Source organism: Streptomyces nigrescens, from assembly GCF_027626975.1.
Lineage (GTDB): Bacteria > Actinomycetota > Actinomycetes > Streptomycetales > Streptomycetaceae > Streptomyces > Streptomyces nigrescens.
In genome coordinates, this window is the sequence record NZ_CP114203.1 from 1,556,937 (window position 1) to 1,583,344 (window position 26,408).

At 71.1% G+C, this 26,408-nt stretch carries 22 protein-coding genes; 11 read left to right on the forward strand and 11 right to left on the reverse strand.

Annotation, left to right across the window (positions count from 1 at the left end; genetic code table 11):
- Window positions 1-5 precede the first annotated feature (5 nt).
- The 6 genes from STRNI_RS07055 to STRNI_RS07080 form a co-directional block, all read right to left on the reverse strand.
- Window positions 6-2,210, reverse strand: coding sequence for a 3-hydroxyacyl-CoA dehydrogenase NAD-binding domain-containing protein (locus STRNI_RS07055; RefSeq protein WP_277410752.1), 2,205 nt, complete (start codon window positions 2,208-2,210; stop codon window positions 6-8).
- 34 nt (window positions 2,211-2,244) lie between these two features.
- Window positions 2,245-3,459: an acetyl-CoA C-acetyltransferase gene (locus tag STRNI_RS07060; protein WP_093645469.1), complete on the reverse strand. Its 1,215-nt coding sequence runs from the start codon at window positions 3,457-3,459 to the stop codon at window positions 2,245-2,247.
- Between the two features lie 66 nt (window positions 3,460-3,525).
- Window positions 3,526-4,668: an acyl-CoA dehydrogenase family protein gene (locus tag STRNI_RS07065; protein ID WP_159488882.1), complete on the reverse strand. Its 1,143-nt coding sequence runs from the start codon at window positions 4,666-4,668 to the stop codon at window positions 3,526-3,528.
- Between the two features lie 295 nt (window positions 4,669-4,963).
- Window positions 4,964-6,166: a CaiB/BaiF CoA transferase family protein gene (locus STRNI_RS07070; RefSeq protein WP_266443982.1), complete on the reverse strand. Its 1,203-nt coding sequence runs from the start codon at window positions 6,164-6,166 to the stop codon at window positions 4,964-4,966.
- Window positions 6,167-6,345: 179 nt separating this feature from the next.
- Window positions 6,346-6,738 (reverse strand): MmcQ/YjbR family DNA-binding protein, encoded by a 393-nt coding sequence (locus tag STRNI_RS07075; RefSeq protein ID WP_109894428.1) that lies wholly within the window; start codon window positions 6,736-6,738, stop codon window positions 6,346-6,348.
- A gap of 375 nt (window positions 6,739-7,113) precedes the next feature.
- Window positions 7,114-8,628 carry a sialate:H+ symport family MFS transporter gene (locus STRNI_RS07080; protein ID WP_277413207.1) on the reverse strand — a complete coding sequence of 505 codons (1,515 nt, stop codon included), beginning with the start codon at window positions 8,626-8,628 and terminating at the stop codon, window positions 7,114-7,116.
- Window positions 8,629-8,902: 274 nt separating this feature from the next.
- Between STRNI_RS07080 and STRNI_RS07085 the strand changes: the two genes are divergently transcribed.
- A complete protein-coding gene (locus STRNI_RS07085) occupies window positions 8,903-10,090 on the forward strand; it encodes a saccharopine dehydrogenase family protein (protein WP_159485057.1) in 1,188 nt (395 codons plus the stop codon).
- 25 nt (window positions 10,091-10,115) lie between these two features.
- Here the strand turns inward: STRNI_RS07085 and STRNI_RS07090 are convergent, their stop codons facing one another.
- Complete coding sequence (locus STRNI_RS07090) at window positions 10,116-10,820, reverse strand: endonuclease V (RefSeq protein WP_127153980.1); 705 nt, start codon at window positions 10,818-10,820, stop codon at window positions 10,116-10,118.
- Between the two features lie 399 nt (window positions 10,821-11,219).
- Here STRNI_RS07090 and STRNI_RS07095 point away from each other — a divergent pair, with 399 nt between their 5' ends.
- Both STRNI_RS07095 and STRNI_RS07100 read left to right on the forward strand, forming a co-directional pair.
- The gene (locus STRNI_RS07095; protein WP_277410753.1) at window positions 11,220-12,641 is read left to right on the forward strand and encodes an amidase; all 1,422 of its coding nucleotides are present in this window, start codon (window positions 11,220-11,222) and stop codon (window positions 12,639-12,641) included.
- 180 nt (window positions 12,642-12,821) lie between these two features.
- Window positions 12,822-13,121, forward strand: a complete 300-nt coding sequence (locus STRNI_RS07100) for a YciI family protein (protein WP_277410754.1) — start codon at window positions 12,822-12,824, stop codon at window positions 13,119-13,121.
- A 164-nt stretch (window positions 13,122-13,285) separates the two neighbouring features.
- Here STRNI_RS07100 and STRNI_RS07105 read toward each other — a convergent pair whose 3' ends face one another.
- Entirely contained in the window at window positions 13,286-14,752 is a 1,467-nt protein-coding gene (locus STRNI_RS07105; RefSeq protein WP_277410755.1) for a sugar porter family MFS transporter, read from the reverse strand.
- A gap of 313 nt (window positions 14,753-15,065) precedes the next feature.
- On the opposite strand from STRNI_RS07105, the gene STRNI_RS07110 reads away from it, so the two are divergent.
- The 5 genes from STRNI_RS07110 to STRNI_RS07130 all read left to right on the forward strand — a co-directional run bounded on the left by STRNI_RS07110 (window position 15,066) and on the right by STRNI_RS07130 (window position 19,215).
- Window positions 15,066-15,971, forward strand: a complete 906-nt coding sequence (locus STRNI_RS07110; RefSeq protein WP_277410756.1) for an SIS domain-containing protein — start codon at window positions 15,066-15,068, stop codon at window positions 15,969-15,971.
- A gap of 60 nt (window positions 15,972-16,031) precedes the next feature.
- Window positions 16,032-16,913 carry a class II fructose-bisphosphate aldolase gene (locus STRNI_RS07115; protein ID WP_277410757.1) on the forward strand — a complete coding sequence of 294 codons (882 nt, stop codon included), beginning with the start codon at window positions 16,032-16,034 and terminating at the stop codon, window positions 16,911-16,913.
- Between the two features lie 172 nt (window positions 16,914-17,085).
- Entirely contained in the window at window positions 17,086-17,889 is an 804-nt protein-coding gene (locus STRNI_RS07120) for a DeoR/GlpR family DNA-binding transcription regulator (protein ID WP_018090575.1), read from the forward strand.
- 595 nt (window positions 17,890-18,484) lie between these two features.
- Window positions 18,485-18,676 (forward strand): hypothetical protein, encoded by a 192-nt coding sequence (locus tag STRNI_RS07125; RefSeq protein ID WP_266444002.1) that lies wholly within the window; start codon window positions 18,485-18,487, stop codon window positions 18,674-18,676.
- A gap of 227 nt (window positions 18,677-18,903) precedes the next feature.
- Complete coding sequence (locus STRNI_RS07130) at window positions 18,904-19,215, forward strand: hypothetical protein (protein ID WP_018090573.1); 312 nt, start codon at window positions 18,904-18,906, stop codon at window positions 19,213-19,215.
- Between the two features lie 121 nt (window positions 19,216-19,336).
- On the opposite strand, the gene STRNI_RS07135 is transcribed toward STRNI_RS07130, so the two are convergent.
- Window positions 19,337-19,954, reverse strand: a complete 618-nt coding sequence (locus tag STRNI_RS07135; protein ID WP_277410758.1) for a TetR/AcrR family transcriptional regulator — start codon at window positions 19,952-19,954, stop codon at window positions 19,337-19,339.
- A gap of 293 nt (window positions 19,955-20,247) precedes the next feature.
- Between STRNI_RS07135 and STRNI_RS07140 the strand changes: the two genes are divergently transcribed.
- Both STRNI_RS07140 and STRNI_RS07145 read left to right on the forward strand, forming a co-directional pair.
- Window positions 20,248-22,329, forward strand: a complete 2,082-nt coding sequence (locus tag STRNI_RS07140; RefSeq protein ID WP_277410759.1) for an FUSC family protein — start codon at window positions 20,248-20,250, stop codon at window positions 22,327-22,329.
- A gap of 72 nt (window positions 22,330-22,401) precedes the next feature.
- A complete protein-coding gene (locus tag STRNI_RS07145) occupies window positions 22,402-22,908 on the forward strand; it encodes a MarR family winged helix-turn-helix transcriptional regulator (protein ID WP_018090570.1) in 507 nt (168 codons plus the stop codon).
- A gap of 405 nt (window positions 22,909-23,313) precedes the next feature.
- Here the strand turns inward: STRNI_RS07145 and STRNI_RS07150 are convergent, their stop codons facing one another.
- Complete coding sequence (locus STRNI_RS07150) at window positions 23,314-24,585, reverse strand: WD40/YVTN/BNR-like repeat-containing protein (protein WP_381844922.1); 1,272 nt, start codon at window positions 24,583-24,585, stop codon at window positions 23,314-23,316.
- A 398-nt stretch (window positions 24,586-24,983) separates the two neighbouring features.
- Between STRNI_RS07150 and ssgD the strand changes: the two genes are divergently transcribed.
- Complete coding sequence (gene ssgD, locus STRNI_RS07155) at window positions 24,984-25,397, forward strand: spore wall synthesis regulator SsgD (protein ID WP_109894410.1); 414 nt, start codon at window positions 24,984-24,986, stop codon at window positions 25,395-25,397.
- 181 nt (window positions 25,398-25,578) lie between these two features.
- On the opposite strand, the gene STRNI_RS07160 is transcribed toward ssgD, so the two are convergent.
- Entirely contained in the window at window positions 25,579-26,343 is a 765-nt protein-coding gene (locus STRNI_RS07160) for a TetR/AcrR family transcriptional regulator (protein ID WP_277410760.1), read from the reverse strand.
- Window positions 26,344-26,408 lie beyond the last annotated feature (65 nt).

Consider the following 26,408-nt stretch of genomic DNA (forward strand, 5'->3'; position numbering starts at 1 on the left):
ACCGGTCAGTCGCTGAACTTCTCGCCCTTCTCGGCCTTTTCGACCAGCAGCGCGGACGGCGCGAACCGGTCTCCGTAGGCTTCCTGCAGCTCACGGGCGCGGGCCACGAAGCCGGGCAGCCCGATGAGCTCCTCCCGCCCCGGCCCACCCTGGTAGCCGTTGATGTACTGGATCACGCCGCCGGTCCAGCCCGGGAAGCCGATGCCCAGGATGGAGCCGATGTTGGCGTCCGCGACGGAGGTGAGCACGCCCTCCTCGAAGCAGCGGACGGTGTCCAGCGCCTCGGAGAAGAGCATCCGCTCCTGCATGTCGATGAACGGAACGGCGGCGTCCTTCGTGGTGAAGTGCTCGCGCAGCCCCGGCCACAGACCGGTGCGCTTACCGTCCTCGCCGTACTCGTAGAAGCCCCCGCCACCACTGCGGCCGGGCCGGCCGAACTCGTCGACCATCCGGTCGATGACCGCGTCGGCCGGGTGCGGCTGCCAGGTGCCGCCGGCCTCCTCGACCGCCCGCTTGGTCTCCTCACGGATCTTGCGCGGAAGGGTGAGGGTCAGCTCGTCCATCAGGGACAGCACCTTGGCCGGGTAGCCGGCCTGGGCGGCGGCCTGCTCGACCGAGACCGGGTCGAGGCCCTCGCCGATCATCGCCACACCTTCGTTGATGAAGTGGCCGATGACGCGGGAGGTGAAGAAGCCGCGCGAGTCATTGACGACGATCGGGGTCTTCTTGATCTGGCGGACCAGGTCGAAGGCGCGGGCCAGTGCCTCGTCACCGGTCCGCTCGCCCTTGATGATCTCCACCAGCGGCATCTTGTCGACCGGCGAGAAGAAGTGCAGTCCGATGAAGTCCTGGTCGCGCTCGACGCCCTCGGCCAGCAGGGTGATGGGCAGCGTGGAGGTGTTGGAGCACAGCAGCGCGTCGGGCGCGACGAGGTGCTGGATCTCCTTGAAGACCTTGTGCTTGAGGCCCACGTCCTCGAAGACCGCCTCGATGACGGCGTCGCAGCCCGCGAGGTCGGTCGGCTCGGCCGTGGGCGTGATGCGCGCCAGCAGCTCATCGCGCTGCTGCTCGGTCGTACGGCCCCGGGAGAGCGCCTTGTCGAGCAGGCCCTCCGAATACGCCTTGCCCTTCTGCGCCGCCTCCAGGGAGACGTCCTTGAGGACGACCTGCATTCCGGCCCTGGCGCAGGAGTAGGCGATGCCCGCGCCCATCATGCCGGCGCCGAGGACCGCGACCTTCTTCACCGGGCGGGGCTCGATGCCCTTGGGGCGGTTGGCGCCTGAGTTGACGGCCTGCAGATCGAAGAAGAACGCCTGGATCATGTTCTTGGAGATCTGGCCGGTCACCAGCTCGACGAAGTAGCGCGCCTCGATGGTCTGCGCGGTCTCGAAGTCGACCTGTGAGCCCTCCACCGCGGCGGCGAGGATGTTGCGCGGTGCGGGGTAGGGCGCGCCGTTGAGCTGCTTCTTGAGGTTGGCGGGGAACGCCGGGAGGTTGGCCGCGAACTTCGGCTGGGCCGGGGTGCCGCCCGGGATGCGGTAGCCCTTGACGTCCCAGGGCTGCTGGGACTCGGGGTGCTCCTCGATGAAGGCGCGGGCCTTGGTGAGCAGTTCCTCGGGGGTGGCCGCGACCTCATGGATCAGCCCGGCGTCCTTGGCGCGGGTGGCGTTGTACTGGGTGCCCTGGAGCAGCACCTTCAGCAGCGCGTCGGCGATGCCGAGCAGCCGCACCGTACGGGTGACGCCGCCGCCGGCGGGCAGCAGGCCGAGGGTGACCTCGGGCAGGCCGATCTTGGTGCCGGGGGTGTCGAGGGCGATGCGGTGGTGGCAGGCCAGCGCGATCTCGTAACCGCCGCCCAGCGCGGCGCCGTTGATCGCGGCGACGACGGGCTTGCCGAGGGTCTCGATGCGGCGCAGGTCGCGCTTGATGCCGTTGCCCGCCTCGAAGGCCTGCTGGGCCTTGTCGGGGGTGACGGCGATCAGATCACGGAGGTCGCCGCCGGCGAAGAAGGTCTTCTTGGCGGAGGTGAAGATGATGCCGCGGACGCTGTCCTTCTCGGCCTCCAGGCGGTCGGCGACCGCGGTCAGGGAGGCCTTGAAGGCGTTGTTCATGGTGTTGGCGGACTGGTCGGGGTCGTCCAGGACCAGGGTGACGATGCCGGTCTCGTCCTGTTCCCAGCGGATGGTCGACGACGCAGGGGACTCGCTCACTGTGGCTTCTCCGTAAGGGGGATGGGACGGGCGGTCAGAGGCGCTCGACGACGGTGGCGATGCCCATACCGCCGCCGACGCAGAGGGTGGCCAGGCCGTAGCGCTTGTCCTGCCGCTCCAGCTCGTCGATCAGGGTGCCGAGGATCATCGCGCCGGTGGCGCCGAGGGGGTGGCCCATGGCGATGGCGCCGCCGTTGACATTGACCTTGTCCAGGCTCAGGCCCATGTCCTTGACGAAGCGCAGCACGACGGCGGCGAAGGCTTCGTTGATCTCGACGAGGTCGATGTCGTCGATGGTCAGCCCGGCCTTGGCGAGGGCCTTACGGCTGGCGGGGGCGGGGCCGGTGAGCATGATCGTGGGCTCGGAGCCGGAGACCGCGGCGGAGATGATGCGGGCCCGCGGGGTCAGGCCGTAGCGCTCACCGACCTCCTTGGAGCCGATGGCGACGAGCGCCGCGCCGTCCACGATGCCGGAGGAGTTGCCGGCGTGGTGGACATGGTCGATCTTCTCGACCCAGTGGTACTTCTGCAGGGCGACCGCGTCGAAGCCGCCCGCGTCGCCGATGGTGGCGAAGGACGGCTTGAGGCCGCCCAGGGAGTCGGCGGTGGTGCCGGGACGCATGTGCTCGTCGTGGTCGAGGACGACGAGGCCGTTGCGGTCGCGTACCGGGACGACGGAGCGCTCGAAGCGGCCGTCCTTCCATGCCTCGGCGGCGCGCTCCTGGGAGAGCGCGGCGAATTCGTCGACATCGCGCCGCGAGTAGCCCTCAAGGGTGGCGATCAGGTCGGCACCGATGCCCTGCGGGACGAAATTGGTGTCGAAATTGGTCATCGGGTCGGCGAACCAGGCGCCGCCGTCCGAAGCCATCGGGACCCGCGACATGGATTCCACACCGCCCGCCAGGACCAGGTCCTCCCAGCCCGAACGCACCTTGGCGGCGGCCATGTTGACGGCCTCCAGGCCCGAGGCACAGAAGCGGTTCTCCTGTACGCCGGCGACGGTGTCGGGCAGCCCGGCGGCGATCGCCGCGATCCGGGCGATGTCGGAGCCCTGGTCGCCGACCGGGCCGACGACGCCGAGCACGATGTCGTCGACGGCGGCCGGGTCGAGGCCGGGGAAGCGGCGGCGTACCTCGTGGATCAGGCCGACGACCAGGTCGATCGGCTTGGTGCCGTGCAGTGCGCCATTGGCCTTGCCGCGGCCGCGCGGGGTGCGGATCGCGTCGTATACGTACGCTTCGGTACTCAAGTCAACAAGCCTTTCGCATGAGGGTGGAGGCAGGGGCAGCGGGTGGGGACCGGGGGCGGTCCGGGGTCAGCCGAGCAGGGAGCGGCCGATGATCTCCTTCATGATCTCGGTGGTCCCTCCGTAGATCGTCTGGATACGGCCGTCGGTAAAGGCCCTGGCCACGCGGTATTCCGCCATATAGCCGTAGCCGCCGTGGAGTTGCAGACAGCGGTCGGCGACCCGCTTGTGCAGCTCGGTGGCCCACCACTTGGCCATCGAGGCATGCACCGCGTCCAGCTCGCCGGCCGAGTGGTCGGCGATACAGCGGTCGAGGAACGCGCGGGTGACGGCACATTCGGTGGCCATCTCGGCTATCTCGAAGCGGATGTGCTGGAGCTTGGCCAGCGGCCGTCCGAACGCCTCGCGCTCCTTGACGTACTGGCTGGTGATCTCCAGCAGGTGCTCGGCGCCGGCGATACCGGCGACGGCGATGCCCATCCGCTCCTGGGCGAGGTGGGTCATCAGATGGCCGAAGGCGCCGTTCAGCTCGCCGAGCAGATTCTCCTTGGGGACGCGGACGTCGTGGAAGAACAGCTCGGCGGTGTCCTGGGACTTCTGGCCGATCTTGTCGAGGTTGCGGCCCCGCTCGAAGCCCTCCATACCGCGCTCGACGACCAGCAGGCTCAGACCGTGCGCCCCGCCCTCCGGCGTCGTCTTCGCCACGACGATGACCAGGTCGGCGAGGATGCCGTTGGAGATGAAGGTCTTGGAACCGTTGAGGATCCAGTGGTCGCCGGCGTCCTCGGCGTGGGTGCGGATGCCCTGCAGGTCGGAGCCGGCGCCGGGCTCCGTCATGGCGATGGCGGTGATGATCTCGCCGCTGCAGAAGCCGGGCAGCCAGCGGCGCTTCTGCTCCTCGGTGCCGAGGGTCGTCAGATAGGGGCCGATGATGTCGTTGTGCAGTCCCACGGCGAGCCCGGCGGCGCCGGCCCGGGTGAACTCCTCGGCGAGCACCGCGCTGTAGCGGAAGTCGTGCTGCCCGCCCCCGCCGTACTCCTCCGGCACGTCCAGCCCCAGCAGCCCCTGTTTGCCGGCCGCCCGCCAGGCGTCCCTGCTGACGATGCCGTCCTTCTCCCACTGCTCGTAATGGGGCGTCACTTCCTTGGCGAGGAAGGTCCGCACGATCCCTCGGAAGGCCTCGTGGTCCTCGGTGAAGATCTGGCGCTTCATCTGCGCGGTCATGTCTGCGGGCCCTCCTCGGAGCCAGTGCTTGCGGTCTCGGTGAACTCGGCGGGCTCCGGCCCTACGGGGCGGTGGTGAAGCCTCGTCCCGCCCGCCTCCCGGAAGCCCCCGGTCCGGTCGTGGACGTACCCGCGGGCCCGCAGAGCGGCTTCCGGTCGCGGAATGCGTCCCGCCCGGCCCCTGCGGGCCCAATGGGCACCGAGGCCGGCCACGGCGAGGGCGGCAGCCCCGTCTGCGGCCTGGCGGGGGCCGGCCGCATACCGGAGCGTCAGGACGCGTTCCATCAGCCGGCGGTGTCCTTCTGCTCGGTGCGGCTCGGGCCGGCGGGCGGGGCGGGGGCGGCCGGCGACGAGGCGCTCGGCAACGGGGCGAGGAGGCCCGGGGCCTGCCAGTCGCGGGCGATCTCTTCGGTGTCCGCGCCGGGCAGCGCCGGCGGTCTGCGCACCGCGCCGGGCGTGTGCGAGAAGCGCGGCGCGGGCGCGGGCTGGGTGATCCCACCGTGCTCGACGAAGGTGCCGCGGGCGGCGAGGTGCGGATGCCGCGGGGCCTCGCGCAGGGAGAGCACGGGCGCCACACAGGCGTCGGACTCCTGGAAAACGGCCGTCCACTCCTCGCGGGTACGGGTCTTGAAGCGGGCGGCGATGACGGTACGCAGCTCATCCCACGCGGCGAGGTCGTCGCGGCTGGGGGCCTCCTCTTCGATCCCCAGCAGGCGGATGAACTCGCCGTAGAACCGCTTCTCCAGCGCGCCGACCGCCATATGGCCACCGTCGGCGGTCTCGTAGGCCCCGTAGAACGGCGTCCCGCCGTCGAGCAGATTGGCGCCGCGCCGGTCCTGCCAGCCGCCGGCCGCCAGCATCCCGTGGATCATCGCCGTCAGATGAGCCGTGCCGTCGACGATGGCGGCGTCCACGACCTGGCCCTTTCCGCCCTCGGTACGGGCGTGCTGGAGAGCGGCGAGGACACCGATGACGAGGTAGAGGGAGCCGCCGGCGTAGTCACCGACGAGGTTGGCCGGGACGGCGGGCGGGCCGTCGGGCGGGCCGATCATGCCGAGCGCGCCCGTGATGGCGATGTAGCCGATGTCGTGTCCGGCGGTGTCGGCGAGCGGGCCCTCCTGCCCCCACCCCGTCATCCGCCCGTAGACCAGCCGGGGGTTGCGTGTCAAACACTCCTCGGGGCCCACCCCCAGCCGCTCGGCCACCCCGGGGCGGTACCCCTCCACCAGCACATCGGCGCGCTCGACCAGCTCGAGCACCTGCGCCACCCCATCGGGGCTCTTCAGGTCCACCAGCACGGAGCGCTTGTTGCGGTTGGTGATGTCGTAGGCCGGATCGATGCCCAGCCCCGCGCCTCCGGGCCGGTCGACACGGACGACATCGGCGCCGAGGTCGGCCAGGAGCATGGCCGCGAAGGGGCCGGGGCCGATGCCCGCGAGTTCGACCACCCGCACCCCGCTCAGTGGGCCGTTGCCTGGCTCTGCCATCGCGCCCCATGCCTTTCCGCACTGTGACACTTCTGATGTAACACTCGTGATGTTAAGAACGTGTTCCACTTTCCACAAGACCCCCGTGCCAAGTGGCCACCACGGAAAAGGCCCGCGCCGACGAGGCTCAACCGCCCTCGCCGTCACGGGCCTTTCGCGCGCCTGCCGCCGCTGCGCCGCTATGCCCCGTCAAGCTCGGCGATGAGCTTCTTGGGGGCTATGACGCGATAGGACTCTTCCGCCCAGTCGCAGAGCAACTCGGCCGGCGGAGCGTCCGGCTCCTCCAGGGGGACCTGCACCCATCCGGACTTGCCCAGGCCGTAGCCCGCCGGCCGGGCGCCGGGCGAGGTCAGCGCATGGGCATGCGCCTCCGGGTCCTTGAGTTTCAGCGTGACCCCGAGCGGATGGCTGCCGTCGTCGACGCCAAGGAAGACGAAGACCTTCTTGTTGACCTTGATGACGCTCTCGCCCCAGGGAAACTCCTCCACGGCCCCGGGAAGGCCGAGCGCGAACGCCCGCACCCGCTCCCGCACCGCCGCCGGCCCGGCCGCCTTCGCCATGCGCTCCTCCATGTCCGTTCCCCCTCCGGCACCGCCTGCGATGCCGCCCGGCCGCACACTCCTCCCGCGCGGGCCGACCCACGCATTCCACGCTAACGTCGACCACTGACAACGGCCCGCGGAGCGCCGGACGGCGAGCCGGCCGAGGGACACCTGACGCCCTGTCCGGCCCGGTCCGCGCCCGTACGACGGCAACTCGCCGCGCCCCTGTCCGACTTCCGCGGCGGCCAGGGGGTACGCCGTTGCCCCGAGCCGGCGACAGGCGACGGGGCGACAGCACCGCTGCTGTCCTCGCTGCCCGCCCGCAGCGGACGGCGGACTGCGCACGGCGGACCGCGGGCGGCTCTCGGCGGGCGACGGCCCGGCTCCCGGCTGCCCGGGGCGCCGCTATGCCGAGTCGGGCGCCGCCTTCCCGGAAGCGGAGCCGGACGTGGCGGGCAGGGCCCCCGCTCCCCCGGCCGCCGGCACCAGGTGATCGTCGGGCGCCTGACGGTCCACCAGACGCCCCAGCCGCTGGGGGACATTGCCGCCCACCAGGAGGATGACGACGAGCGTCAGCCCGAAGGTGAGCACGGCGAGTGCCCGCCCCAGGGACATGCCTTCGGCCAGATGGGCACCGAGAACGGGCGCCACCGCTCCGCCCAGGGCCCCGACGTTGTAGACGAAGCCCACTGAGGCGGCCCGGGTGGCGGTCGGGAAGTGACCGGCGAGGTACTTCGGCAGGATGCCGGAGATGCCCTGACTGAGCGCGAGCAGCACGAAGACCAGCGCACCGAGCGCCGGGAGGCTGTCCTGCATCGCGAAGACCGGGAAGACGAAGACGAGCGACGCGAGCAGCGTGCAGGCGTAGGCGCGACGGGTACCGAGCCGGTCGCCAACGAAGCCCGCCAGCCAGCAGCCCGCCATGGTGCCGAAGCCCGCGTAGAACATCACGTCGGTGACCTGGCCGGGGGCGTATCCGAGGTCGGTCTTGAGGTAGGTGGGCAGCAGGGCCTGGATCGGCCAGCTGTAGAGGAAGGCGCAGAACACCGTCACCATCAGGGAGACGTACAAAAGCCATCCGCGCCGGCCGCCGAGCTGGGCGGCGAAAGCGGTCAGGCACAGCGCCGCGACGGCGGACAGCCAGGGGACATATCCCGCGCCGACGGGTGTGAAGACGCAGAACAGCGCCACCGAGGCGACCACCGCGAGGGCCGCGTTGGCCCCGGAGCGGATCCGGCCGGTGAACAACGGCCGGAAGGGGTTCGGACGCGCCGCTGGCGAACCGGTGGCAGTGGCGCCGATCTCCTTCTGCCAGTCCCCGGCCTCCGGCAGCGCCCTGCGCACCCAGAGGGCGACCAGAACGGGCAGCACACCGATCCAGAACATCCAGCGCCAGCCCCAGTGGGGCACCACCCACTTGTAGAGCTCGGCCGCGAGGACCGTGCCGCCCGCGTAGCCGGAGATCAGGAATCCGGAGGCACGGTTGCGCCATCGGGTGGGCCAGCTCTCCAGCACATACGTCACGCCGGCGCTGTACTCCCCCGCCATGCCCAGGCCGATCACCAGCCGCGCGACGAACAAGCTGGTGTAGTCCCAGGCGAATCCGCAGGCGAAGGTGCCGAGCGAGTAGAGCAGGATGCTGTTGATCATGGCGGCCTTGCGGCCGTAGCGGTCGCCCAGCGCGCCCAGGGCGGCGCCGCCCAGCCATCGGGTGATGAAGGCGCCGGAGATCAGCGAGGCGGCGGTGGCGGTGCTCAGCCGGAAGTCCTCGGCGATTTCGGTCAGCACCAGGGTGATCAGGACAAAGTCGAAACCGTCGAGGAGGTAGCCGATCCAGGCGGCGAACATCGCCTTCCACTGGGGCGGGGTGACCTCCTGCCACCATCTCCGCGCCCGGTCAGGGGTGTCCGTGGGGGGCATCGTCACAGCAACCCGGCCTCCTCCGGCAGTCGGCGGACGGTTCGGTCCGGTTTCGGGGAAGAGCGACGACCGGCAGAACCAGACATTGGACGTCCTACGTCATCGGTGCCATTCGTGAATCTGGCCCCGCTTCGACACCCTGTCAAGACTGCATGCCAGACTCCGTAGCACCCACGGGGCGGCCAAGAGGGCTGCCAGGAGCGGACATTGACGGGGCAACGACGACTCCCGGGGTCCGGGCTCCAGGGCCAGTGAGCGATCGAGAGGATGCGCGATGCCACGGCAGGACACCTCCGGACGGGCCTATGACCTCGTCCTCTACGGCGCGACCGGTTTCACCGGCGCCCTCACCGCCGCCTACCTGGCCGCACACGCCCCCAAAGGCTGCCGTTGGGCACTCGCCGGGCGCAGCACCGCCAAACTGGAGCAGCTGCGCGACCGACTGGCGAAGTCCGACCCGTCCTGTGCCGACCTGCCGCTGCTGCGGGCCGACAGCAGCGATCCGGGCTCGCTGCGCGACCTCGCCGCCGAGACCCGGGTACTGGTGACGACCGTCGGCCCGTATCTGCTCCACGGCGAGCCCCTGGTGGCGGCCTGCGCCGCGGCGGGCACCGACTATGTCGATCTGAGCGGTGAGACGGAGTTCATCGACCGGATGTACGTGCGGCACGATGCGACGGCCCGCGCCTCGGGCGCACGCCTCGTGCACGCCTGCGGGTTCGACTCCGTCCCGTACGACCTGGGGGTCCGCTACACGGTGGGGCTCCTCCCCGAAGACGTCCCCGTACGCATCGACGGCTTCGTACGGACCAACGCGTCGTTCTCCGGCGGCACCCTGTCCTCGGCACTGACCGCCGCCTCGCGCCCGGTCGCCATGGCGCGGGCCGCCCGCGAGCGTCAGCGGGTCGAACCACGACCGGCCGGCCGTACGGTACACGCGCCCTTCGGCCCGCCGATTCGGAGCAGCGAAACGCGCACCTGGGGTGTGCCGTTGCCGACCCTCGATCCGCAGATCATCGCCCGCTCGGCGGCCGCGCTGGACCGTTACGGGCCCGACTTCCGCTACCGCCACTACGCGGGGGTGCGGCGGCTGCCGATCGCCGTCGGCGGGGTGCTCGGGGCGGGGGCACTGTGTGCGCTCGCCCAGGTGCCGTCGGCGCGGCGCTGGTTGTCGGGGCGTCTGGAGCCGGGCGACGGGCCGAGCCCCGAGCGGCGTGCGCGCAGCTGGTTCAAGGTGCGCTTCGTCGCCTCCGGCGGTGACACACATCTGATCACCGAGGTGTCGGGTGGCGACCCCGGCTACGACGAGACGGCGAAGATGCTCGCCGAGTCGGCGCTCAGCCTGGCCTTCGACGACCTGCCGGAGACGGCCGGTCAGGTGACGACGGCGGTGGCCATGGGGGCCGCGCTGACGACTCGCCTCCAGGAAGCGGGCATCAAGTTCGGCGTCGTCCAGGAGTAGCCCGGGCCCGCGCCCCGGTACACCGTCAGGCGTCGGCGAGCGCCCTCCGGCACAGGGCGTCGGCGGCCCGGGTCGTCTCCGGTAGACGGTAATCGGCCGCCAGATGGAGGGTGTGCGCACAGGCCCGGTCGAGGTCGGTGCGGTGCCCTACGGAGACGAAGACCGGCTTGACGCCCTTTTGGGTACGCAGCGCACGTCCCACCTCCTCGGCCCCGTCCAGAAGCGGCGAGGTGGCACCGCGCTCCGGGCCGGGAGGTGCGTACCGGAAGGTGAAGGGGTTCTTGGCGACACCGATGGTGGGCAGCCCGGTCAGCACCCCCAGGTGGCTGGCGAGCCCGAAGCGGCGCGGGTGCGCCAGCCCGTAGCCGTCGCAGACCACCAGGTCAGGAGTGCGGGCGAGGCGGCCGAGAGCGTCGAGCACGGTAGGGATCTCGCGGAAGGCGAGCAAGCCGGGGACGTACGGGAAGGAGATCTGCCCGACGGCGGTGGCCCGGTCGACGACGGCGCGGGTGCGGGCGTCCAGTGCGACGGCGGCAGCGGCGACGACGTCTCGTTCGTCGTCGTAGGCGACATCCACCCCGACCACGGTGCCCTCGAACCCGGGTTCCGGCCCCGCCTCATCGAGCCGTACAGAGGGCCGCAACCGGTCCTGGACCGCACGCGCCTGGGCTTCGTCGGTCGGCCAGTGCCGCAGTTCGTCGTCGCAGGAGATCATTCCGGGAGTGTCCATGATGGCCGCAACGCTACCGAACCGGTGATCGATCCCATGATCGGGCGGATCGGCGCAAGGTTCAGCTGTTCAGAGCTCAGGGCACGCAGTCCAGGGCTCACTGTCAGTGGTGCTCGGTACCGTGATGAGCGTGAACCCAGCCGGTGTTGACCTGGATGCTCTCGACCGCCGGAACATCGCTGCCCGGCGGCTCGACGGGCGTACTGTGCGGCGGCGGGTCATCTCGTCGCTCGGCCACCGGGAGCGTACGGCCGCCGGCCCGGCACAGCGGTCGCCCGGCGGCGGACCGGCGCCGGGCACGGGGCTGCCGGCCCACGGTGCCTCGGTGTCTCCCGCCGTGAAGAGTCCGCCTGTCCGCTCCCCCGCCGCCTGCCTCCCTGACGCCCCCGGAGGTCCTTGATGCCCGACGCGCTCCATCAGCTCGATGCCACCGAACTCGCCACCCTGCTGCGCCGCCGCGACCTCTCCGCCCGAGAGGTCGTACAGGCTCATCTGGACCGCATCGACCAGGTCAATCCGGCCGTCAATGCGCTCGTCACCCTCGACCCCGAGGGCGCCCTCGCCGCCGCCGCGCGCGCCGACGAACGGCTCGTCCGGGGCACCGCCGTCCCGCCCCTGCACGGCCTGCCGATCGCCTTCAAGGACACCCGTCTCACCCGCGGTATGCGCACCACACACGGCTCACCGCTCTTCGCCGACCACATCCCGGACGACGACGATCTGGTGGTCGACCGGCTCCAGCGGGCGGGCGCCATCCGCCTCGGCAAGACCAACGTCCCCGAATTCGCTGCCGGTTCGCACACCTTCAACCCGGTCTTCGGCACCACCCGCAATCCGTACGACCTCACGCGCTCCGCGGGCGGCAGCAGTGGTGGCGCCGCCGCGGCGCTGGCGGCCGGGCTGCAACCCCTCGCCGACGGCAGTGACATGGGCGGCTCACTCCGCAATCCCGCCTCGTTCTGCAATGTGGTCGGGCTGCGGCCGACGCCGGGCCGCGTCCCTTCGCACCCCGGCAGCAACCTCTGGGACACCCTGTCGGTCCCGGGCCCCATGGGGCGGACCGTCGCCGACACCGCGCTGCTGCTGTCGGCGATGGCCGGTCCCGATCCGCGCTGCCCCATCAGCCTGGAGACCCCGGGAGCAGCCTTCCGTGTGCCGCTCGACCGCAATCTGCGCGGGCTGCGGATTGCCTGGGCACCCGACCTGGGTGGATTCGCCCCGGCCGACCCAGACGTGCTCGCCGTTCTGGAGCCCCAGTTGAGGGTCCTGGAGGAGCTCGGCTGCCGTGTCGAAAACACCTGCCCGGACCTCACCGGCGCCGACGAGACCTTCCGTACCCTGCGGGCGCACAGCTTCGACCTTGCCCTCGGCTACCTGCTCGACTCCGACCGGCAGGCCCTCAAACCCAGCCTCGTCTGGAACATCGAACAGGGCCGCCGGCTCACCGCGGCCGACCTCCGCACGGCCACCGCGACCCACAGCCGGCTGTACCTCGGCATGCTGGATTTCTTCTCCGGGTACGACCTGCTCCTCGCCCCGGTCAGCCAAGTCGTGCCGTTCGACGCGGAGCTGGAGTATCCACGCGAGGTCGCGGGCCGGCCCACACACAGCTATCTGGACTGGATGCGGTCCGCCTACCTCATCTCTGTCCTCGGCGTACCCGCCCTTTCGGTGCCCGCGGGATTCACTCCGGGTGGTCTGCCCGTGGGGCTGCAGTTCATCGGTGCGCCGCGCGCCGACCTCGCCGTCCTCCAGGCCGGTCATGCCTACGAGAGCGCGACTCGGCACGGGCGGCGCCGACCGGACCTGCCGACGGCCTGAAGCCGAGGTCCGCTCTATCGGGGGCGGGGGCTGGCCGGGAGCGCCCGCCCCGGGGGCAGGAGAACCAACCGCACATCGACTCGTCAGCTGCCAAGGCATCCCGCATACCGTCCTGGCCTGCGCATTCCTTGCGCGGTAGCACGCCGCGGCCCCACCCGCCCCCTCCTCTATATTGCAGCTATGTTCGTACTGGAACTGACCTATACCGCGCCCCTAGAACGCGTCGAAGCCGTCCTTGAGCAGCATGTGGAGTGGCTGCACAAGGAGTACGCCGCCGGGCATTTCCTCGCCGCCGGCCGCAAGGTCCCCCGGGACGGAGGCGTGATTCTCGCCGCCGGGATGGACCGTGCCGCCGTCGAGCGGATCGTTTCCGAGGACCCGTTCACCCTCGCCGGGGTGTGTGAGTACCGGATCACGGAGTTCCTGGCGACGACGACCGCGCCGGCACTGGAGCAGTACCGGGAGCAGCTGCCCTCCTGAAGCACCGGCATCCTGGGGCCCGGACCGCCGGACTGCTGCCTTCGCACTGCTTTCCCCGCTCCTTCAACGGGATTCGCTCCGCCTACGGAGCCGCTCACCGCCGTCCCCCTTCCTCATGGGGACGGCGGTTTTGGTTGCGGCCTATCGCTCCCTACGCCTCGAAGCTATGAAGTCGTGGTCGGAGGAACCCCTGAATTGGCGAGCTGGCCGGGGCCTGCCGAGGCGGGCGCGACCGGTGCGGGCCAGCGCCCCCCATTGCGCCAGTAATCCTGGATCTCCTCCAGCTGACGGCCCTTGGTCTCGGGTGCGGTGACGGAGGCGAAGACCAGGGCGGCGAGGGCGAGGACGCCGAGGCCCGCGAAGGTCAGGGCCGCGCCCGCCCAGGCCATCAGGGCGGGGAAGAACTGGGCGATCAGAAGATTGGCGACCAGATCGGCGGTGAGCATCACCGAGGCCCCGGTCGAGCGCAGTTGGGCGGGGAATGACTCGCTCGCATAGACCCAGATCAGCGATCCGAAGCCGAAGTTGAAGGCTGCGGTGAACAGGAGGATGGCGGCGAACCCCACCCAGGTCGTTGCCCCCTGCAGCTCGCCCATGCCGAAGACCGCCGTCAGGACGGCGAGCATGACGACCATCGTGCCGATGCCGCAGAGCAGTACCACCCGGCGGCCGAGCCGGTCGATGATGAGGATGGCGAGCACCGTCGCGGCCAGCGAGGCGAGTTGGACGAAGGACGGCAGCAGGAAGTTCTGGCCGTTTCCGGTGAACCCCATCTCCTCGAAGATCTGCGGGCTGTAGTACGTCACGGCGTTGATGCCGGTGATCTGGCAGAAGAATCCGAGGCCGACGACGAAGACCGCGGCACGGGCGTAGGGCTTGCGCAGCAAGGAGCGCGCCGACCCGCCGCTCTCTTCGGCGAGTGCGGCCTCCACGGCCGCGACCTCCGCGCGCGGATCGACGTCGGGGTCGGTCGTGGCCATGACCTCGACGGCTCGTTCCGTACGGCCCTTGAGGACGTACCAGCGCGGGGTGTCCGGCAGCCGGAGCAGCGGGATCAGGACGAGTGCGGCGGGGATCGCGGAAAGGCCGAGCATCCAGCGCCAGTGCCCGCCGCCGGACAGGCCCCAGTTGACGAAGTACGTGAGGACGATGCCCGCGACCGTGGCGACTTGGTAGGCGGCGACGGAGGCTCCGCGAATGCGTGCCGGGGTCGATTCGGCGACGTAGAGCGGGGCGGCGACGATCGAGATACCGATGGCGATGCCGAGCAGGAAGCGGACGGTGTCCAGCACGACGACATTGGGCGCGACCGCGGAGAGGGCGACGAATACGGCGTACGAGGCGGCGACAATCAGCATCGCGGCCTTACGGCCCAGGGCGTCGGCGAGCTTGCCGCCGATCAGCGCGCCGACGATGGAGCCGAACACCAAAATGCTGTTGACCAGGCCCTTTTCGGTCTCGGTGAGATGGAAGTCCTTGCTCAGGAACACCAGGGCACCGGAGATGCTGCCGGTGTCGTAGCCGTAGATGACGCCGACGACGGCGCCGGTGAGCGCGAACAGCCGGCCGGTGCGGCGTGCGGTCTTGGGTGACGGCGGCGGGGGCGTCGCCGAGGGCGTGGCAATGGACATGGGGAGTCCTCTGTGCGGCGGAGCGGGCCTTGCTGCATGACGATCTCGCATGACTGATCTTGCGAGTATTCGGCTCCTTTCAAGCAACTGTCAACACTTTCCCCACGCACTTTCCAGCCTGTCGCCCACCCCTCACGCGCCCCGCTTGCGCCGCACCTCAGCAGCTGACAGGGCCCGCACACTCTCATCCCTTCTGGAGCATCCACTCGCACGAGGGATGGATCGCGGTCAGGATCCTGCGTACAGTCGATTGCAACGAAGCCAAATTTTGCAGTTTCACGCACTCGATTGCCACATCACGGGAGGGTGGGCCATGAGCGAGACCTCGTACATGGAGCAGGAGCTGTGCAGCCAGCCGGAGACCTGGCGGCAGGCCGCACGGATCGGGGCGGCGGCAGGCCCCTTGCCGAAGGCCGGACAGCGGGTGGCCGTCGTCGGCTGCGGAACCTCATGGTTCATGGCCCAGTCGTATGCGGCACTGCGCGAGGCAGCCGGACAGGGGGTGACGGATCCGTTCGCCGCGTCCGAGGCGTTCCTCGGCGGTGACCGCGGCTATGACGCGGTGGTGGCGATCACCCGGTCCGGCACCACGACCGAAGTACTGCGCGTACTCGACGCCGTCAAGGGGCGCATCCCGACGGTGACGATCCTCGGTGCCCCCGAGACGCCGGCGGTGGCACTCTCCGACGAGACGGTCACGCTGCCGTTCGCCGACGAGAAGTCGGTGGTGCAGACCCGGTTCGCGACGACGGCGCTGACACTGCTGCGCGCGCACCTGGGCGAGGACATCTCCCGCGCGGTGACCGACGCGGAGGAGGCGCTGGCCGCGCCGATGGAGAAGGAGTGGGTGGACGCCGAGCAGTTCTCCTTCCTCGGCTCGGGCTGGACGTTCGGCCTGGCCAATGAGGCCGCGCTCAAGATGCGGGAGGCATCGCAGAGTTGGACGGAGTCCTACCCCGCGATGGAGTACCGCCACGGTCCGATCGCGATAGCCGCACCCGGCCGGGTGACCTGGCTGTTCGGTCAGGCACCGGACGGGCTGGAGGCCGATGTCGTGCGGACCGGTGCGCGCTTTGTGCACCATGCGCGCGATCCGCTGGCTGATCTGGTGCTGGTCCAGCGGGTGGCGCTGGAGCGGGCCCGCGCCCGCGGTCTGGACCCGGACAACCCACGCAGCCTGACCCGTTCGGTGATGCTCGAGACGCCGGCCGCCTCGTAGACATCCACCTCCCCCGTCTCCACCAGTCCCGCCCGCAAGGGAGAAGGGAGCCGGCATCCCATGCCACTCGTTCCGACCTCATCGATCGTCGACGCCGCGCGTGAGGCGCGGGTCGGTGCCGCGGCCTTCAACGTCATCCACCTGGAAACTGCCGAGGCGCTCGTCACCGCCGCCGAGCGCACCGGTATCCCACTGATCCTTCAGATCAGTGAGAACTGCATCCGCTACCACGGCAGCCTGCTGCCCCTTACCCGCGCCACACTCGCCCTCGCCGAGGACTCCACGGCCCGGATCGCGGTCCACCTCGACCACATCACCGATGCGGACCTCGTCCATCAGGGCATCACCGCCGGGGTGGGATCCGTCATGGTGGACGCCTCCGCTCTTCCGTACGAAGAGAACGTCGCCACCACCGCCGAGCTCGCCGCCTGGTGCCATGACCGCGGCGCCTACGTCGAGGCCGAACTCGGCGAGGTCGGCGGCAAGGACGGGGTCCATGCGCCCGGGGCGCGCACGGACCCGGACGAGGCCCTGGCCTTTGTCCGCGCGACAGATGTGGATGCCCTCGCCGTGGCCGTGGGTTCCTCACATGCGATGCATGAGCGCACGGCCGTACTGGACAAGGACCTCATCACGGCGCTGCACACCACTCTGCCGGTACCGCTGGTCCTGCACGGCTCGTCGGGGGTGCCGGACGATGAGCTGCGCCGCGCCATCGCCGCCGGAATGACGAAGATCAATATCTCCACGCACCTGGTCTCCGTCTTCACCCACTCGATACGGCAGACGCTGGGCGCCGATCCCGCGCTCGTCGACTCCCGTAAGTACATCAAGCCGGCCCGGGAGGCGGTGGCCGAGGAAGCGGCGAGGCTGCTGGGGGTGCTGGGTACTCCGGCGACGGTTCCGGGCCAGTACGCGGCCCAGGCGCCTGCTCGGGGATGAACCAGCGGACGGGACGACCGCCCTGGTCACACCTCGTCACGGCAGCAGAGCCCCCGCGGCGGCACCCTGCCTGGCGTGCCGTCCGGGGCCGCCGACCCCCGGCTTCGGCGGCGGCCGCCGGGGCGCCTACCGCGCGTCACCGTGGTGTGCCGAAACGAATTAGGCTCAGGCCATGAAGCGCCATGAACGGATGAACGCACTGCTTGAGCTGCTCGGGGACCGCGGCCGGGTGGACGTCGAGGAGGCGGCGACCGCACTGGAGGTTTCGGCCGCCACGATGCGGCGCGACATGGACGCCCTGGCCGAGCAGCAGTTGCTGACCCGCACCCGGGGCGGAGCGGTGCTCAGTTCGGTGGCGTACGACCTGCCGATCCGCTACAAGCACGCTCACCGGTCGGAGGAGAAAGAGGCGGTGGCGAAGGCCGCGGCGAAGCTGGTCGAGCGGGGTGATGTGGTCGGGCTGAGCGGTGGCACGACGACCACGGCGATCGCCCGGGTGCTCGCCACCCGTCCGGACTTTGCGGAGGCCGGCCCGCAACCGCATCTGACGATTGTCACCAACTCCCTCAACATCGCCAATGAGCTGGCGGTGCGGCCACAGATCAAGATCGTGCTCACCGGTGGGGTCGCGCACTCACGGTCGTTCGAACTGGTGGGTCCGTTCAGCGAGTTGGTGCTGCAGCAGATCTCCATCGACATCGCGTTCATCGGGGCCAACGGCATGGACCCGATGATGGGGGCCACAGTGCACGACGAGGCAGAGGCCCGGGTCAACCGCCTCATGGCCGAGCGTGCCCGGCGTGCCGTGGTCGTCGCGGACTCGTCGAAGATCGGCGAACGCTGCTTCGCCCGGGTCGGCGACGCGGATGTCTTTGACACGTTCATCACGGACAACGGCGCAAAGGAGGCAACCCGCCGTGAGTTCGCGGACCGGGGGCTGAAAGTGGTGACGGCACGCCCGTCTGCCGGAGAGTGATCCGTCGGCCCCCGGACGACGGCCGGCGGCTGACGGCTGACGACTGACGGCCCCGGACGACAGCCGACGACCGACGGCACTGTCAGGAATCCCTTGGCCTGTGGGGCTTCCTCGGGTGCGCCTTGTGACCGGGGGCGGCCGTAGCCAGGACTCCTAGTTGCTGGCTACCAGACGGGCGTCCGTCCTCCTCCCCCCGGACCACCGCGTCGGCGCCGCCACCATCCACGAAGACGACCTGGCCGGTGACATGCGTGTTCTCGGGGGAGGTCAGCCAGGCGAGCAGCGGGGGCTACCTGCTCGGGGCGGGCGTGGCCGTGCAGCGGCATGGGGACGCTTGCGTCGACGGCCTTGCGTATTTTCGGCGTCGGCGAGCATGGGCTCGGTCATGGGGGGGGCACGGTCGTGCCGGGGGCGACGGCGTTAAGGGGGATGCTGGCGGCGGCCCAAGCGTCGGAGATGGGCGTACGGCGGAGCCAGTGGGCGAGCGGCGGCGGCAGGAGACCCGGCTGGAGATCGCCGAGGACTCGGCGGCTCCTCTTCGGTCTCGGCCCGGCGGCTCGTGGGCACCGAGCAGGCCCGTCGGCTGGTTCGGGGCATGGGCAGCGTTCCGGCCATTTGGATGCGGTGGCTCGCGGCGGGCCGGGAGATGCAGGATCGGCTGGTGCCGGCGCTCGCGGCACGCAAGGGTGCTCCGGAGAGCGGCATGGAGGTACGGCGGCCGGCCTGTGCCTTGCGCGACGCGATCGGTGTCGCCATGGAGCACTGGGCCTGGCAGGACGAACCGTAGGACGTGGCGGAGCTGACCCGGCGCGCACTGCGCTGTCTGCGCATTCGGCGCGTTGTAGCCCGGTGGCCCGGCCCCGTTCCGAAAGGGTCGCTCTTATGTAGCGCTTGTGTCCCTGTGTGGCCCCCGGGGCTGATTTCCATTGGGCGGGTATGGACAATGGGGAATGAACGTGCGAACACGGTAGAGGTTCGCGAGGGGATTCCAAGGTTTTCAACGGGGGAGATCACGTGCGGAAGATCATGGCCATAGCGCTGGCAACCGTGGCGTGCAGCGCCTCGCTGACACTGGCCACCGCCTCGGAAGCGGCAGCCGCTGGCCGGGCGCCGCAGTGCGTCAAGGTGCGGAAGTACTTCAACAAGGGCCACCAGCGCTACGTCCGCCTGACGAATCTGTGCACTCAGCGGACCTCGTGCTTCACCATCGTCGTCCCGCACCACCACGACCCCCGTGGCAGGCTCCCCAAGGGCGTGACCAAGGACATCCGTTACGGCACGACCGGGGCACCGCGGGCTCTGTATGTGAAGAACGTTCCCTGCTGAGCGGTCACGGCCACGGCCACGGCTAAGGGAGCCGGGTCGCGGCGCGGTGGGGGCCGCCCCCCTTGCGGGAACCGTCCCTTGCCGGAGCCTCCTTGCGGGAGCCGCCCCTTGTGGGAGTGGGTCACGTGCGTACGGCGATACCGTCCAGCACCATCGAGAGGTACTGGCGGGCGATCTCCTCAGGGCTGTGCTGCCCGCCCGGCCGGTACCAGCTCGCCGCCACCCAGACGGTGTCGCGGACGAAGCGGTAGGTGAGCCGGATGTCGAGGTCCGCGCGGAACGCACCGCCGGCCACACCGCGCTCCAGGGTGCCCAGCCAGGCCTTCTTGAATTTCTGCTGGGAGTCGGCGAGATAGCCGAAGCGGGGCTGTGCGGCGAGGTGCTTGGACTCCTTCTGGTAGATGGCGACGGCCGCGCGATGCCGGTCGATCTCCCGGAAAGACTCGGTGACCAGGGCTTCGATGGTCTCCCTGGGGCCGAGCACGGCGGCGAGCACGGCGTCATAGCCGTCCCACAGCTCGGTCAGGAAGCTGGACAGGATCTCGTCCAGCATCGATTCCTTGGAGTCGAAGTGGTAGTAGAGGCTGCCCGCTAGCATCCCGGCTTCGTCCGCGATGCGGCGGACGGTGGTGGCGTTGTAGCCGTGCGCGGCGAAAACCTCCGCCGCGATGGTGAGCAGTTCGCGGCGACGCTCGGGCGAGGCACTCGCGGTCGTCGTCTTCTTCTTGGCGGCTGGCACCCGGCCATTGTCACCCTCTGCACCACACGACTGGTCAACCGCTCGTCGATCACATTTCTCCTGCCGGTCGCTCACGCCACCTGTCGGTCGCCCGCCCGCACCACCTGCCGGCCGCTCGTACCTCCCGTCGCCCGCCCGCACCACCTGCCGGTCACCCGTACCTCCTGTCGCCCGCACCCCCGCTCAACAGCCACCCGTCCCACGCGTCGCCCGTCTCGCCCGTCGCCCGCCCCAGCGCTCCCCACCCACCAGGCATATATTTCACGAGTAAAACACATGCTAACCTTCGCCGTATGGGGAAGCATGCCAAGCCGTCCGGGAAGAGTGTGTTCGATGCTCCGGGGGGCATGGTGCGCGCCCGGCCCCTGCCGGTCAGGAGCGCCGTGCGACTGCGCCGCCCCGTCGACATCTGGCACAAGCCGGCGCTCAGCGCGGTGGCGGCACTGGCGATCCCCGACCTCACGCTGTGGGCGCTGGGGCGGCTGGATCTGATCCTTTACACCTCGGCCGGGGCGATGTGCGCCCTGTACGCGCACGGTCTGCCGTACGCCGCCCGCGCCCGCACGCTGGCGTGGGTGGTGCTCGGAATGGTCGCGAGCCTCGGCATCGCGCTGACCGCCGCCTCGTTGATCACCTCGACCGCACTGCTCGTCGTGTGCGCCTCGCTGGTCGCCGCGGTCCACAAGGTGGTCTGTGAGGCGACCCGCATCGGCCCGCCGGGCAACATCATCCTGACCTTTATCGCCGCGTCGGCGTTCTTCGTGCCGCAGCACCCCGGGCAGGTGCCCCTGCACATCGCGCTGGCGCTCGGCGCCGGGGTACTCGCCTGGCTGGTCTGTATGGCTCCGGCGCTGATACGGCCGCAGGGGCCCGAGCGGATCGTTGTCGCCCGCGCGCTGGAGGCGGCCGCGGGGTTGTTGCGTACGGAAGCGGAGGCCGACGGTGGGCAACCGGCCGAGGTGCCGCACGCCCGCCATGCCACCGCGGCCGCGGTGAATGCTGCCTGGCACACGCTGTTCCTGGTCCCGGTGCGTACCCCGGCCAGGGCCGCGGCGCGGGCAGGGCTCGAACGGCTGCTGGTGCGCGCCGAGTCGGCGTTGGGGGATACGGGGCCCGCGATCGAGGCATCCGCCGAGGCCGAGCCGCGCGACGCCCGATTCGCCAAGGCTGAGCCGCGCGACACCCGATCCGCTGAGCCCGAACAGCGCCACACCCGGACCACCGGGCCCGAACCGCGCCACACCCGATCCGCCGAGCCCGAACCGCGCGACGCTCGATTCGCCAAAGCCGAGCCGCGCCACACCCAGTTCGCCGAAGCCGAACCGCGCCACCCCCGATCCGCCGGACCCGAACCGCGCCACACCCGATCCGCCGGGCCCGACCCGAGCGACACCCGGCCCGCCGAGGCCAAGGCCGAGGCCGACCGGCTGGGTGGCTGGGCGCGTGAACTACGGAGTGGGCGGCCGCTGCCCGAGGTTGTGCTCTCGGCGGCGCAGGCCGAGGAGTTGGCGGGCGTCGCCGCGGAAGAGCGGGGGTCACAGCGGCCGGGGTCGCCGCGTCCGGGGCCACGGCGGCCCGCGCCCGGTCACCCGCGCGGGGTGCGGGCGGTCCTCGTCCGGCTGGCGCCCGGGTCACCGCTGCTGCCCATCGGCGCGCGGGTCGCCGCCGGATGTGTGCTGGCGGGTTGGGCATCGATGGCCGTCGGAGTCGGGCATCCGTACTGGGCCGTGGTCACCGCGGCCTCCATCTACCAGGCCAACACCACGCTCTCCTGGCAGCGGGCGCTGCAGCGCACCCTCGGCAATCTGCTCGGGCTGCTCCTCTACACCGCGCTGCTGCCCCTGATGCACCTCGGCCCGCTCGCAATGATCGCGCTCGCGCTGGCCTGCCAGCTCGGCGCGGAGGCCGGTATCACCCGCAACTACTGGCTCGGTTCGGTGTGCGTCACCCCGATGGCGCTGCTGCTGACCGAATTCGGCAGTCCGGTCGCGGCGACGACGCTGATCGCCGATCGCTGGATCGACACCGTGGTGGGCGCGGCGGTGGGTCTGGCCTGCTGCGTGCTGGTCACCAATCGGCGTGCCGCGGACCGTATCGAGGTGGCGCTGGGGCGGGTGGCGGCCGCGGAGGCCGTCGCGTTCGGGCTGCTCGCGGCGGGGCCCACGCCCGGCGCTGACGAAGCCCGGGACATCGGCTGGGCCCGTGACCGGCTGGCGGGATGTCTGGTCGAGCTCCGTGAGGCCGTGGAGGTCGCGGCCGGTGAGTGGTGGCAGCGGCCCCTTCCGGAGGAGCGGATCGCCCACGCCGAACAGCGAGGTCACCGGGCGCTGGCCGGGCTCGTCCGGCGGCTCTCGGCGCCGGCACTCGCCGCCTGACCCGTGCGCCTGCCCGGCACCGTACGGCAGGCACAATGAGCGGCGTACGGCACGGCCGAGAGGAGACTGCGGGTGACCGAGGACATCGTCGCGGGGGTGCTGCGCCAGTGGCAGCAGGTGCACCCCGGGCTGGACACCGGCCCGATGGCGGTGATCGGGCGGCTCAACCGCTGTTCTGCACTGTTGCAGCAGGCGTCGGACGCGCCGCTGCGGAGGGCCGGACTCACCCGTCCCGAGTTCGACATTCTCGGCACCTTGCGCCGGATGGACCGCGAACTGACCCCCGGGCGGGTGGCCCGCGAGACCTTCGCCTCCGGTGCCGCGGTCACCAAACGCGTACGGCAGTTGGAGGAGCGGGGTCTGATCGTCCGTCGCCCCGACGACCGGGACCGCCGCGTCAGCCATCTCTCGCTCACCGACGAGGGGCGCGACACCATCGACCGGCTGCTGCCCGAACAGCTGCGGTACGAGGCGTCGCTGCTCGACGGCATCGGCGATCAGCGACAGGAGGAACTCTCCACGGCGCTGAGCGAGTTGCTGGTGGTTCTGGAGGGGCGGCTCGGCAGCCTGCTGGAGTGAGGCGGGCGGCCATGCTCCGGCCCGGGCAGGAGCATGGCCGCCGGGGCGGGACCGGCGGGCCCGGGAAGGCGTGGCGCGCCCGGGGAGGGCGGGCGACCGGGGAGGACGGGCGGCCGGGCAGGGACAGCGGGACCGCGCAGTCGTGGCGCACCCAGGCAGGACCGGCGGGCCCGGGAAGGACCGGCGGGCCCGCGCAGGCGTGGCGCATCCGGGCAGGGATGGCGCGGCCAGGCAGGGATGGCGGGACGGCGCAAGGACGGCGGGACCCCGCAGGGACGGCGCGCCCGGGCAGGGACGCCGCCCCCGCGCAGCGACAGCGCACCCGGCTCACCCGGCAGACCCGGCCGATCCACCCCCGAACGTCCCGCCCCCCCGAGGCCCCACCCCCGCGCGGCTGACCGGCCCTCACGGCTCCAGGCGTGCGATCCGCCCCCGCTCGCCCGCGGCCCAGCAGCCCAGGTCGGGGGCGCAGTCGACGGTGTCGTACGAACCGCTGTCGAAGGTGTGCCAGGTGCGGCCGGCGTCGAGGGTCAGATCGCTGCCGGACGGGCCGACGGCCAGGGCGAGGCGGCGGGAGTGCGGGATCCAGGCGGCGCCGGAGCGGTAGGCCTTCGGGGGCTCGGCGGCCGGCGTCCAGGTGGCGCCGGCGTCGTCGCTGACCGCGGCGGCGTGGGGTGAGGGCTGGTCGGGGCGGTAGTCGCCACCGACCGCGAGGGCGTGGCCGCGGTCGCGCACGGCGAGTGCGAAGACGCCCCGCGCCGGGTCGCCCGCGGGCAGCGGGGTGTCGGTGACCGACCAGGTGCGGCCGCGGTCGGCGGTGTGCAGGACGCGGGAGGTGGCCGCGCCGCCGGTCGCGATCCAGGCGTCGCGGCTTCCGGAGGAGACCAGGCACTGGCCACTGGCGGCGAATGCGGCCTCGCCCTGCTGGGCCGGCGGCATCCCGTCCGACGGCAGGACCCGCCAACTGCGGCCGCCGTCCGCCGTGGACAGGATGCGGTACTTCCCGTCTACGGGGTCGCTGAGCGCGATGCCGTGCCGCCGGTCGAAGAAGGTCAGGCAGTCGTAGAAGGCCCGTGGGTCGGGGTTGCGGAAGCTTTCGGTCCAGGTGGCGCCCGCGTCATCCGTACGGAAGACGCGCGAGGCCGCCCCCTCCCCGATCGCGAGGACGACCGCGCGGCGCGCATCCAGCGCCTCGATGTCGCGGAACTCCAGCGCCCCGGCACCGGGTGGGGAGATGTTGCTCCAGTGCTTGCCGCCGTCGTGGGTGCGCAGCACAGTGCCTGCCGTGCCGGCGACCCAGGCGGTCGTGCGGCTGACGGCCGCCAGGCCGCGGAAGCGGGCGGTGCTGCCGCTGTCCTTGAGCCGCCAGCCGGCGTGCGGGGTGGTGAGCGAGGCCGCCGACAGCGGCCCCCCGGCCGGGGCGTGAGCCGTCGCGGAGGAGACCGTGCGGGAGGCCGTGCGGGAGGTCGTGTAGGAGGCCGTATACGGGGTCGTGTGGGAGGCCGTGTCCGTGGGGGTGTTCATCGGCCGGGCCGCGGCCGCGGGGCCGGCCGCCATCGCGGCGAGGACCACCGCACCGGCGGTGAGGGTCGCCCGGCGTCCGGCTCCGGGCGGGCGCAGCCCCCGGTTCTCCCCTCGTCCCGAGCCCAGACACAACAAACGTCCCGTGCGTCGCATTTCGCCCCACCCCGCTCTGGTTTTGGGCTGGAAGCTAGCCCAGCCCGACCGCCCCGTCCAGACCGCCGCCCCTCACTGCCGCCCCTCGCTGCCGCCTCTCGCCGCCGACCGTCGTCGCCCGTCGCCGCCCGTCGTCGCCCGTTACAGCCCGCACTCCCCGATGAGCCCTCAGTGGCCGGTGGGTCGTGACCGCAGGGCGCCAACTCGCCTGACGGGCCGTCAAGTTGAACCCCCGAGGGCCGCACGCGAGCGCCGAGCACACAGCAAAGAGGGCATATACGTACATTCAAAGGCCCGTGACGCAGGTCACATAGGAATCCAATGCACCTGGTCCGATGGCCCGTGCGTCTTAGTGGTCGAAGACTCAATGAACCGCACCGAATGCAAGGGAGCCGGCGATGTCCAGCGTCATCGACCAAGCCGTTCAGGCCCGTCTCATCGCGACCGCTCCCCGGTCGCAGGTGATTCCGGCGAGCCTGCGTTACGACCGCGCCGACCCCTTCGCGGTGCGGTTGGTCTTTCCGCCGGCCGCGTCGCTGGACGGGGCGGAGGTGACCTGGACGTTCGGCCGTGAACTGCTGGAGGAGGGACTGCACGGGGCCGCCGGGGCGGGCGATGTGCAGATCTGGCCGTACGACGACGAGGCCGTGGTGATCGAGTTCCACGCCGTCGGCGGCATGGCGGTGGTGCAGTTCGAGACGCAGGAGCTGAGGGCCTTCCTGACGCAGTCGTACGAGCTCGTCGCGAAGGGCGACGAGGCGCGGCATCTGGACGTCGAGGCCGATCTCGCCGCCCTGCTGCGCGAGGCGTAAGCCACACCCCGTCAGCGCCGGAGCCCGCCCGAAGCCCCGGCGCACGACCGCGTCGAGCCGCCCCACGCGAGCCGACCACTCATCTGCGGCACACCGCCGGCTTCCGACAAGCCGCCGGCCTTCGATATGCCGCCCGCAGTACGGCAGATGCCGCCCGCGGTACGGCAGACGCCGCCCCCGTTCACGGTGCGGACCGGCCGGACGACGCCGAGGCTTCCGCTCCCCGCCCTCCTCCAACCTCGGCTGCCCGATCCGCCCCGCCTCGCGCTGTCCGCACCGCACTGCCTCCCACAGGCCGATCCGCCCCACCTCCCACAGCCCGATCCGCCCCACCTCCCGCAGCCTGTTCCGCCCCGAAGAGATTCTCCAGATGCAGATCCAGCAGCAGTAGTGCGTCCTCGGGATCATGCACACCCAGCAGGACATAGGTGGCGAGCCCCTCGGTCATGCTGATCAGCAGCATCGCCTCGTCCTCGGTGGCGCGCTCCGGCGGCAGTTCGCCGCGGTCCGCGGCCAGCCGCAGCTGGTCGGCGAAGAACGTCCGGAGCGGGGGGATGCCGTTCTTGGCCTCGGCGCGCAGGGCCTCGTCATGGACGGCGCGGGCGTAGTAGGCGGCGCCGACCAGCAGGCCGATGCGGCTCTTCTCGTCCAGCGGCAGCATGCCCGACAGACAGGCCCGCAGCACCTCACGGGGCGTCGGCTCCTCGGCCAGCGACGCGATGCGCTCCCGGATCCGGTCCGCGGCGAGGCGGTTGATGTGCTGGAGGGCGAAGAGCAGCATCTCGTCCCTGGTGCGGAAGTAATGCTGCAGCCGGCCGAGCGAGATGCCGGCCTCCGCGGCGACATCGCGCAGGCTCGTCCCGTCCAGACCTCGGCTGCCGGCGATCCGCCACAGCGCCTCGGAGATCTCCTGGCGCCGGGCTTCGTGGTCCACCTTCTTGGGCACGGATGACCTCCCTCGTACGGTGCGCGGTCCACGCGCGGGGTCGATTCCGTAGACCCGGCCCGTTT

Bases quoted from the DNA above. Each gene is read 5' to 3' on its own strand.
- STRNI_RS07065 (WP_159488882.1), bottom strand. From the start codon at position 4,668: ATGAAGCGCCAGATCTTCACCGAGGACCACGAGGCCTTCCGAGGGATC.
- STRNI_RS07070 (WP_266443982.1), bottom strand. From the start codon at position 6,166: ATGGCAGAGCCAGGCAACGGCCCACTGAGCGGGGTGCGGGTGGTCGAA.
- STRNI_RS07075 (WP_109894428.1), bottom strand. From the start codon at position 6,738: ATGGAGGAGCGCATGGCGAAGGCGGCCGGGCCGGCGGCGGTGCGGGAG.
- STRNI_RS07080 (WP_277413207.1), bottom strand. From the start codon at position 8,628: ATGCCCCCCACGGACACCCCTGACCGGGCGCGGAGATGGTGGCAGGAG.
- STRNI_RS07085 (WP_159485057.1), top strand. From the start codon at position 8,903: ATGCCACGGCAGGACACCTCCGGACGGGCCTATGACCTCGTCCTCTAC.
- STRNI_RS07090 (WP_127153980.1), bottom strand. From the start codon at position 10,820: ATGGACACTCCCGGAATGATCTCCTGCGACGACGAACTGCGGCACTGG.
- STRNI_RS07095 (WP_277410753.1), top strand. From the start codon at position 11,220: ATGCCCGACGCGCTCCATCAGCTCGATGCCACCGAACTCGCCACCCTG.
- STRNI_RS07100 (WP_277410754.1), top strand. From the start codon at position 12,822: ATGTTCGTACTGGAACTGACCTATACCGCGCCCCTAGAACGCGTCGAA.
- STRNI_RS07105 (WP_277410755.1), bottom strand. From the start codon at position 14,752: ATGTCCATTGCCACGCCCTCGGCGACGCCCCCGCCGCCGTCACCCAAG.
- STRNI_RS07110 (WP_277410756.1), top strand. From the start codon at position 15,066: ATGAGCGAGACCTCGTACATGGAGCAGGAGCTGTGCAGCCAGCCGGAG.
- STRNI_RS07115 (WP_277410757.1), top strand. From the start codon at position 16,032: ATGCCACTCGTTCCGACCTCATCGATCGTCGACGCCGCGCGTGAGGCG.
- STRNI_RS07120 (WP_018090575.1), top strand. From the start codon at position 17,086: ATGAAGCGCCATGAACGGATGAACGCACTGCTTGAGCTGCTCGGGGAC.
- STRNI_RS07125 (WP_266444002.1), top strand. From the start codon at position 18,485: ATGGGCAGCGTTCCGGCCATTTGGATGCGGTGGCTCGCGGCGGGCCGG.
- STRNI_RS07140 (WP_277410759.1), top strand. From the start codon at position 20,248: ATGGGGAAGCATGCCAAGCCGTCCGGGAAGAGTGTGTTCGATGCTCCG.
- STRNI_RS07150 (WP_381844922.1), bottom strand. From the start codon at position 24,585: ATGCGACGCACGGGACGTTTGTTGTGTCTGGGCTCGGGACGAGGGGAG.
- ssgD (WP_109894410.1), top strand. From the start codon at position 24,984: ATGTCCAGCGTCATCGACCAAGCCGTTCAGGCCCGTCTCATCGCGACC.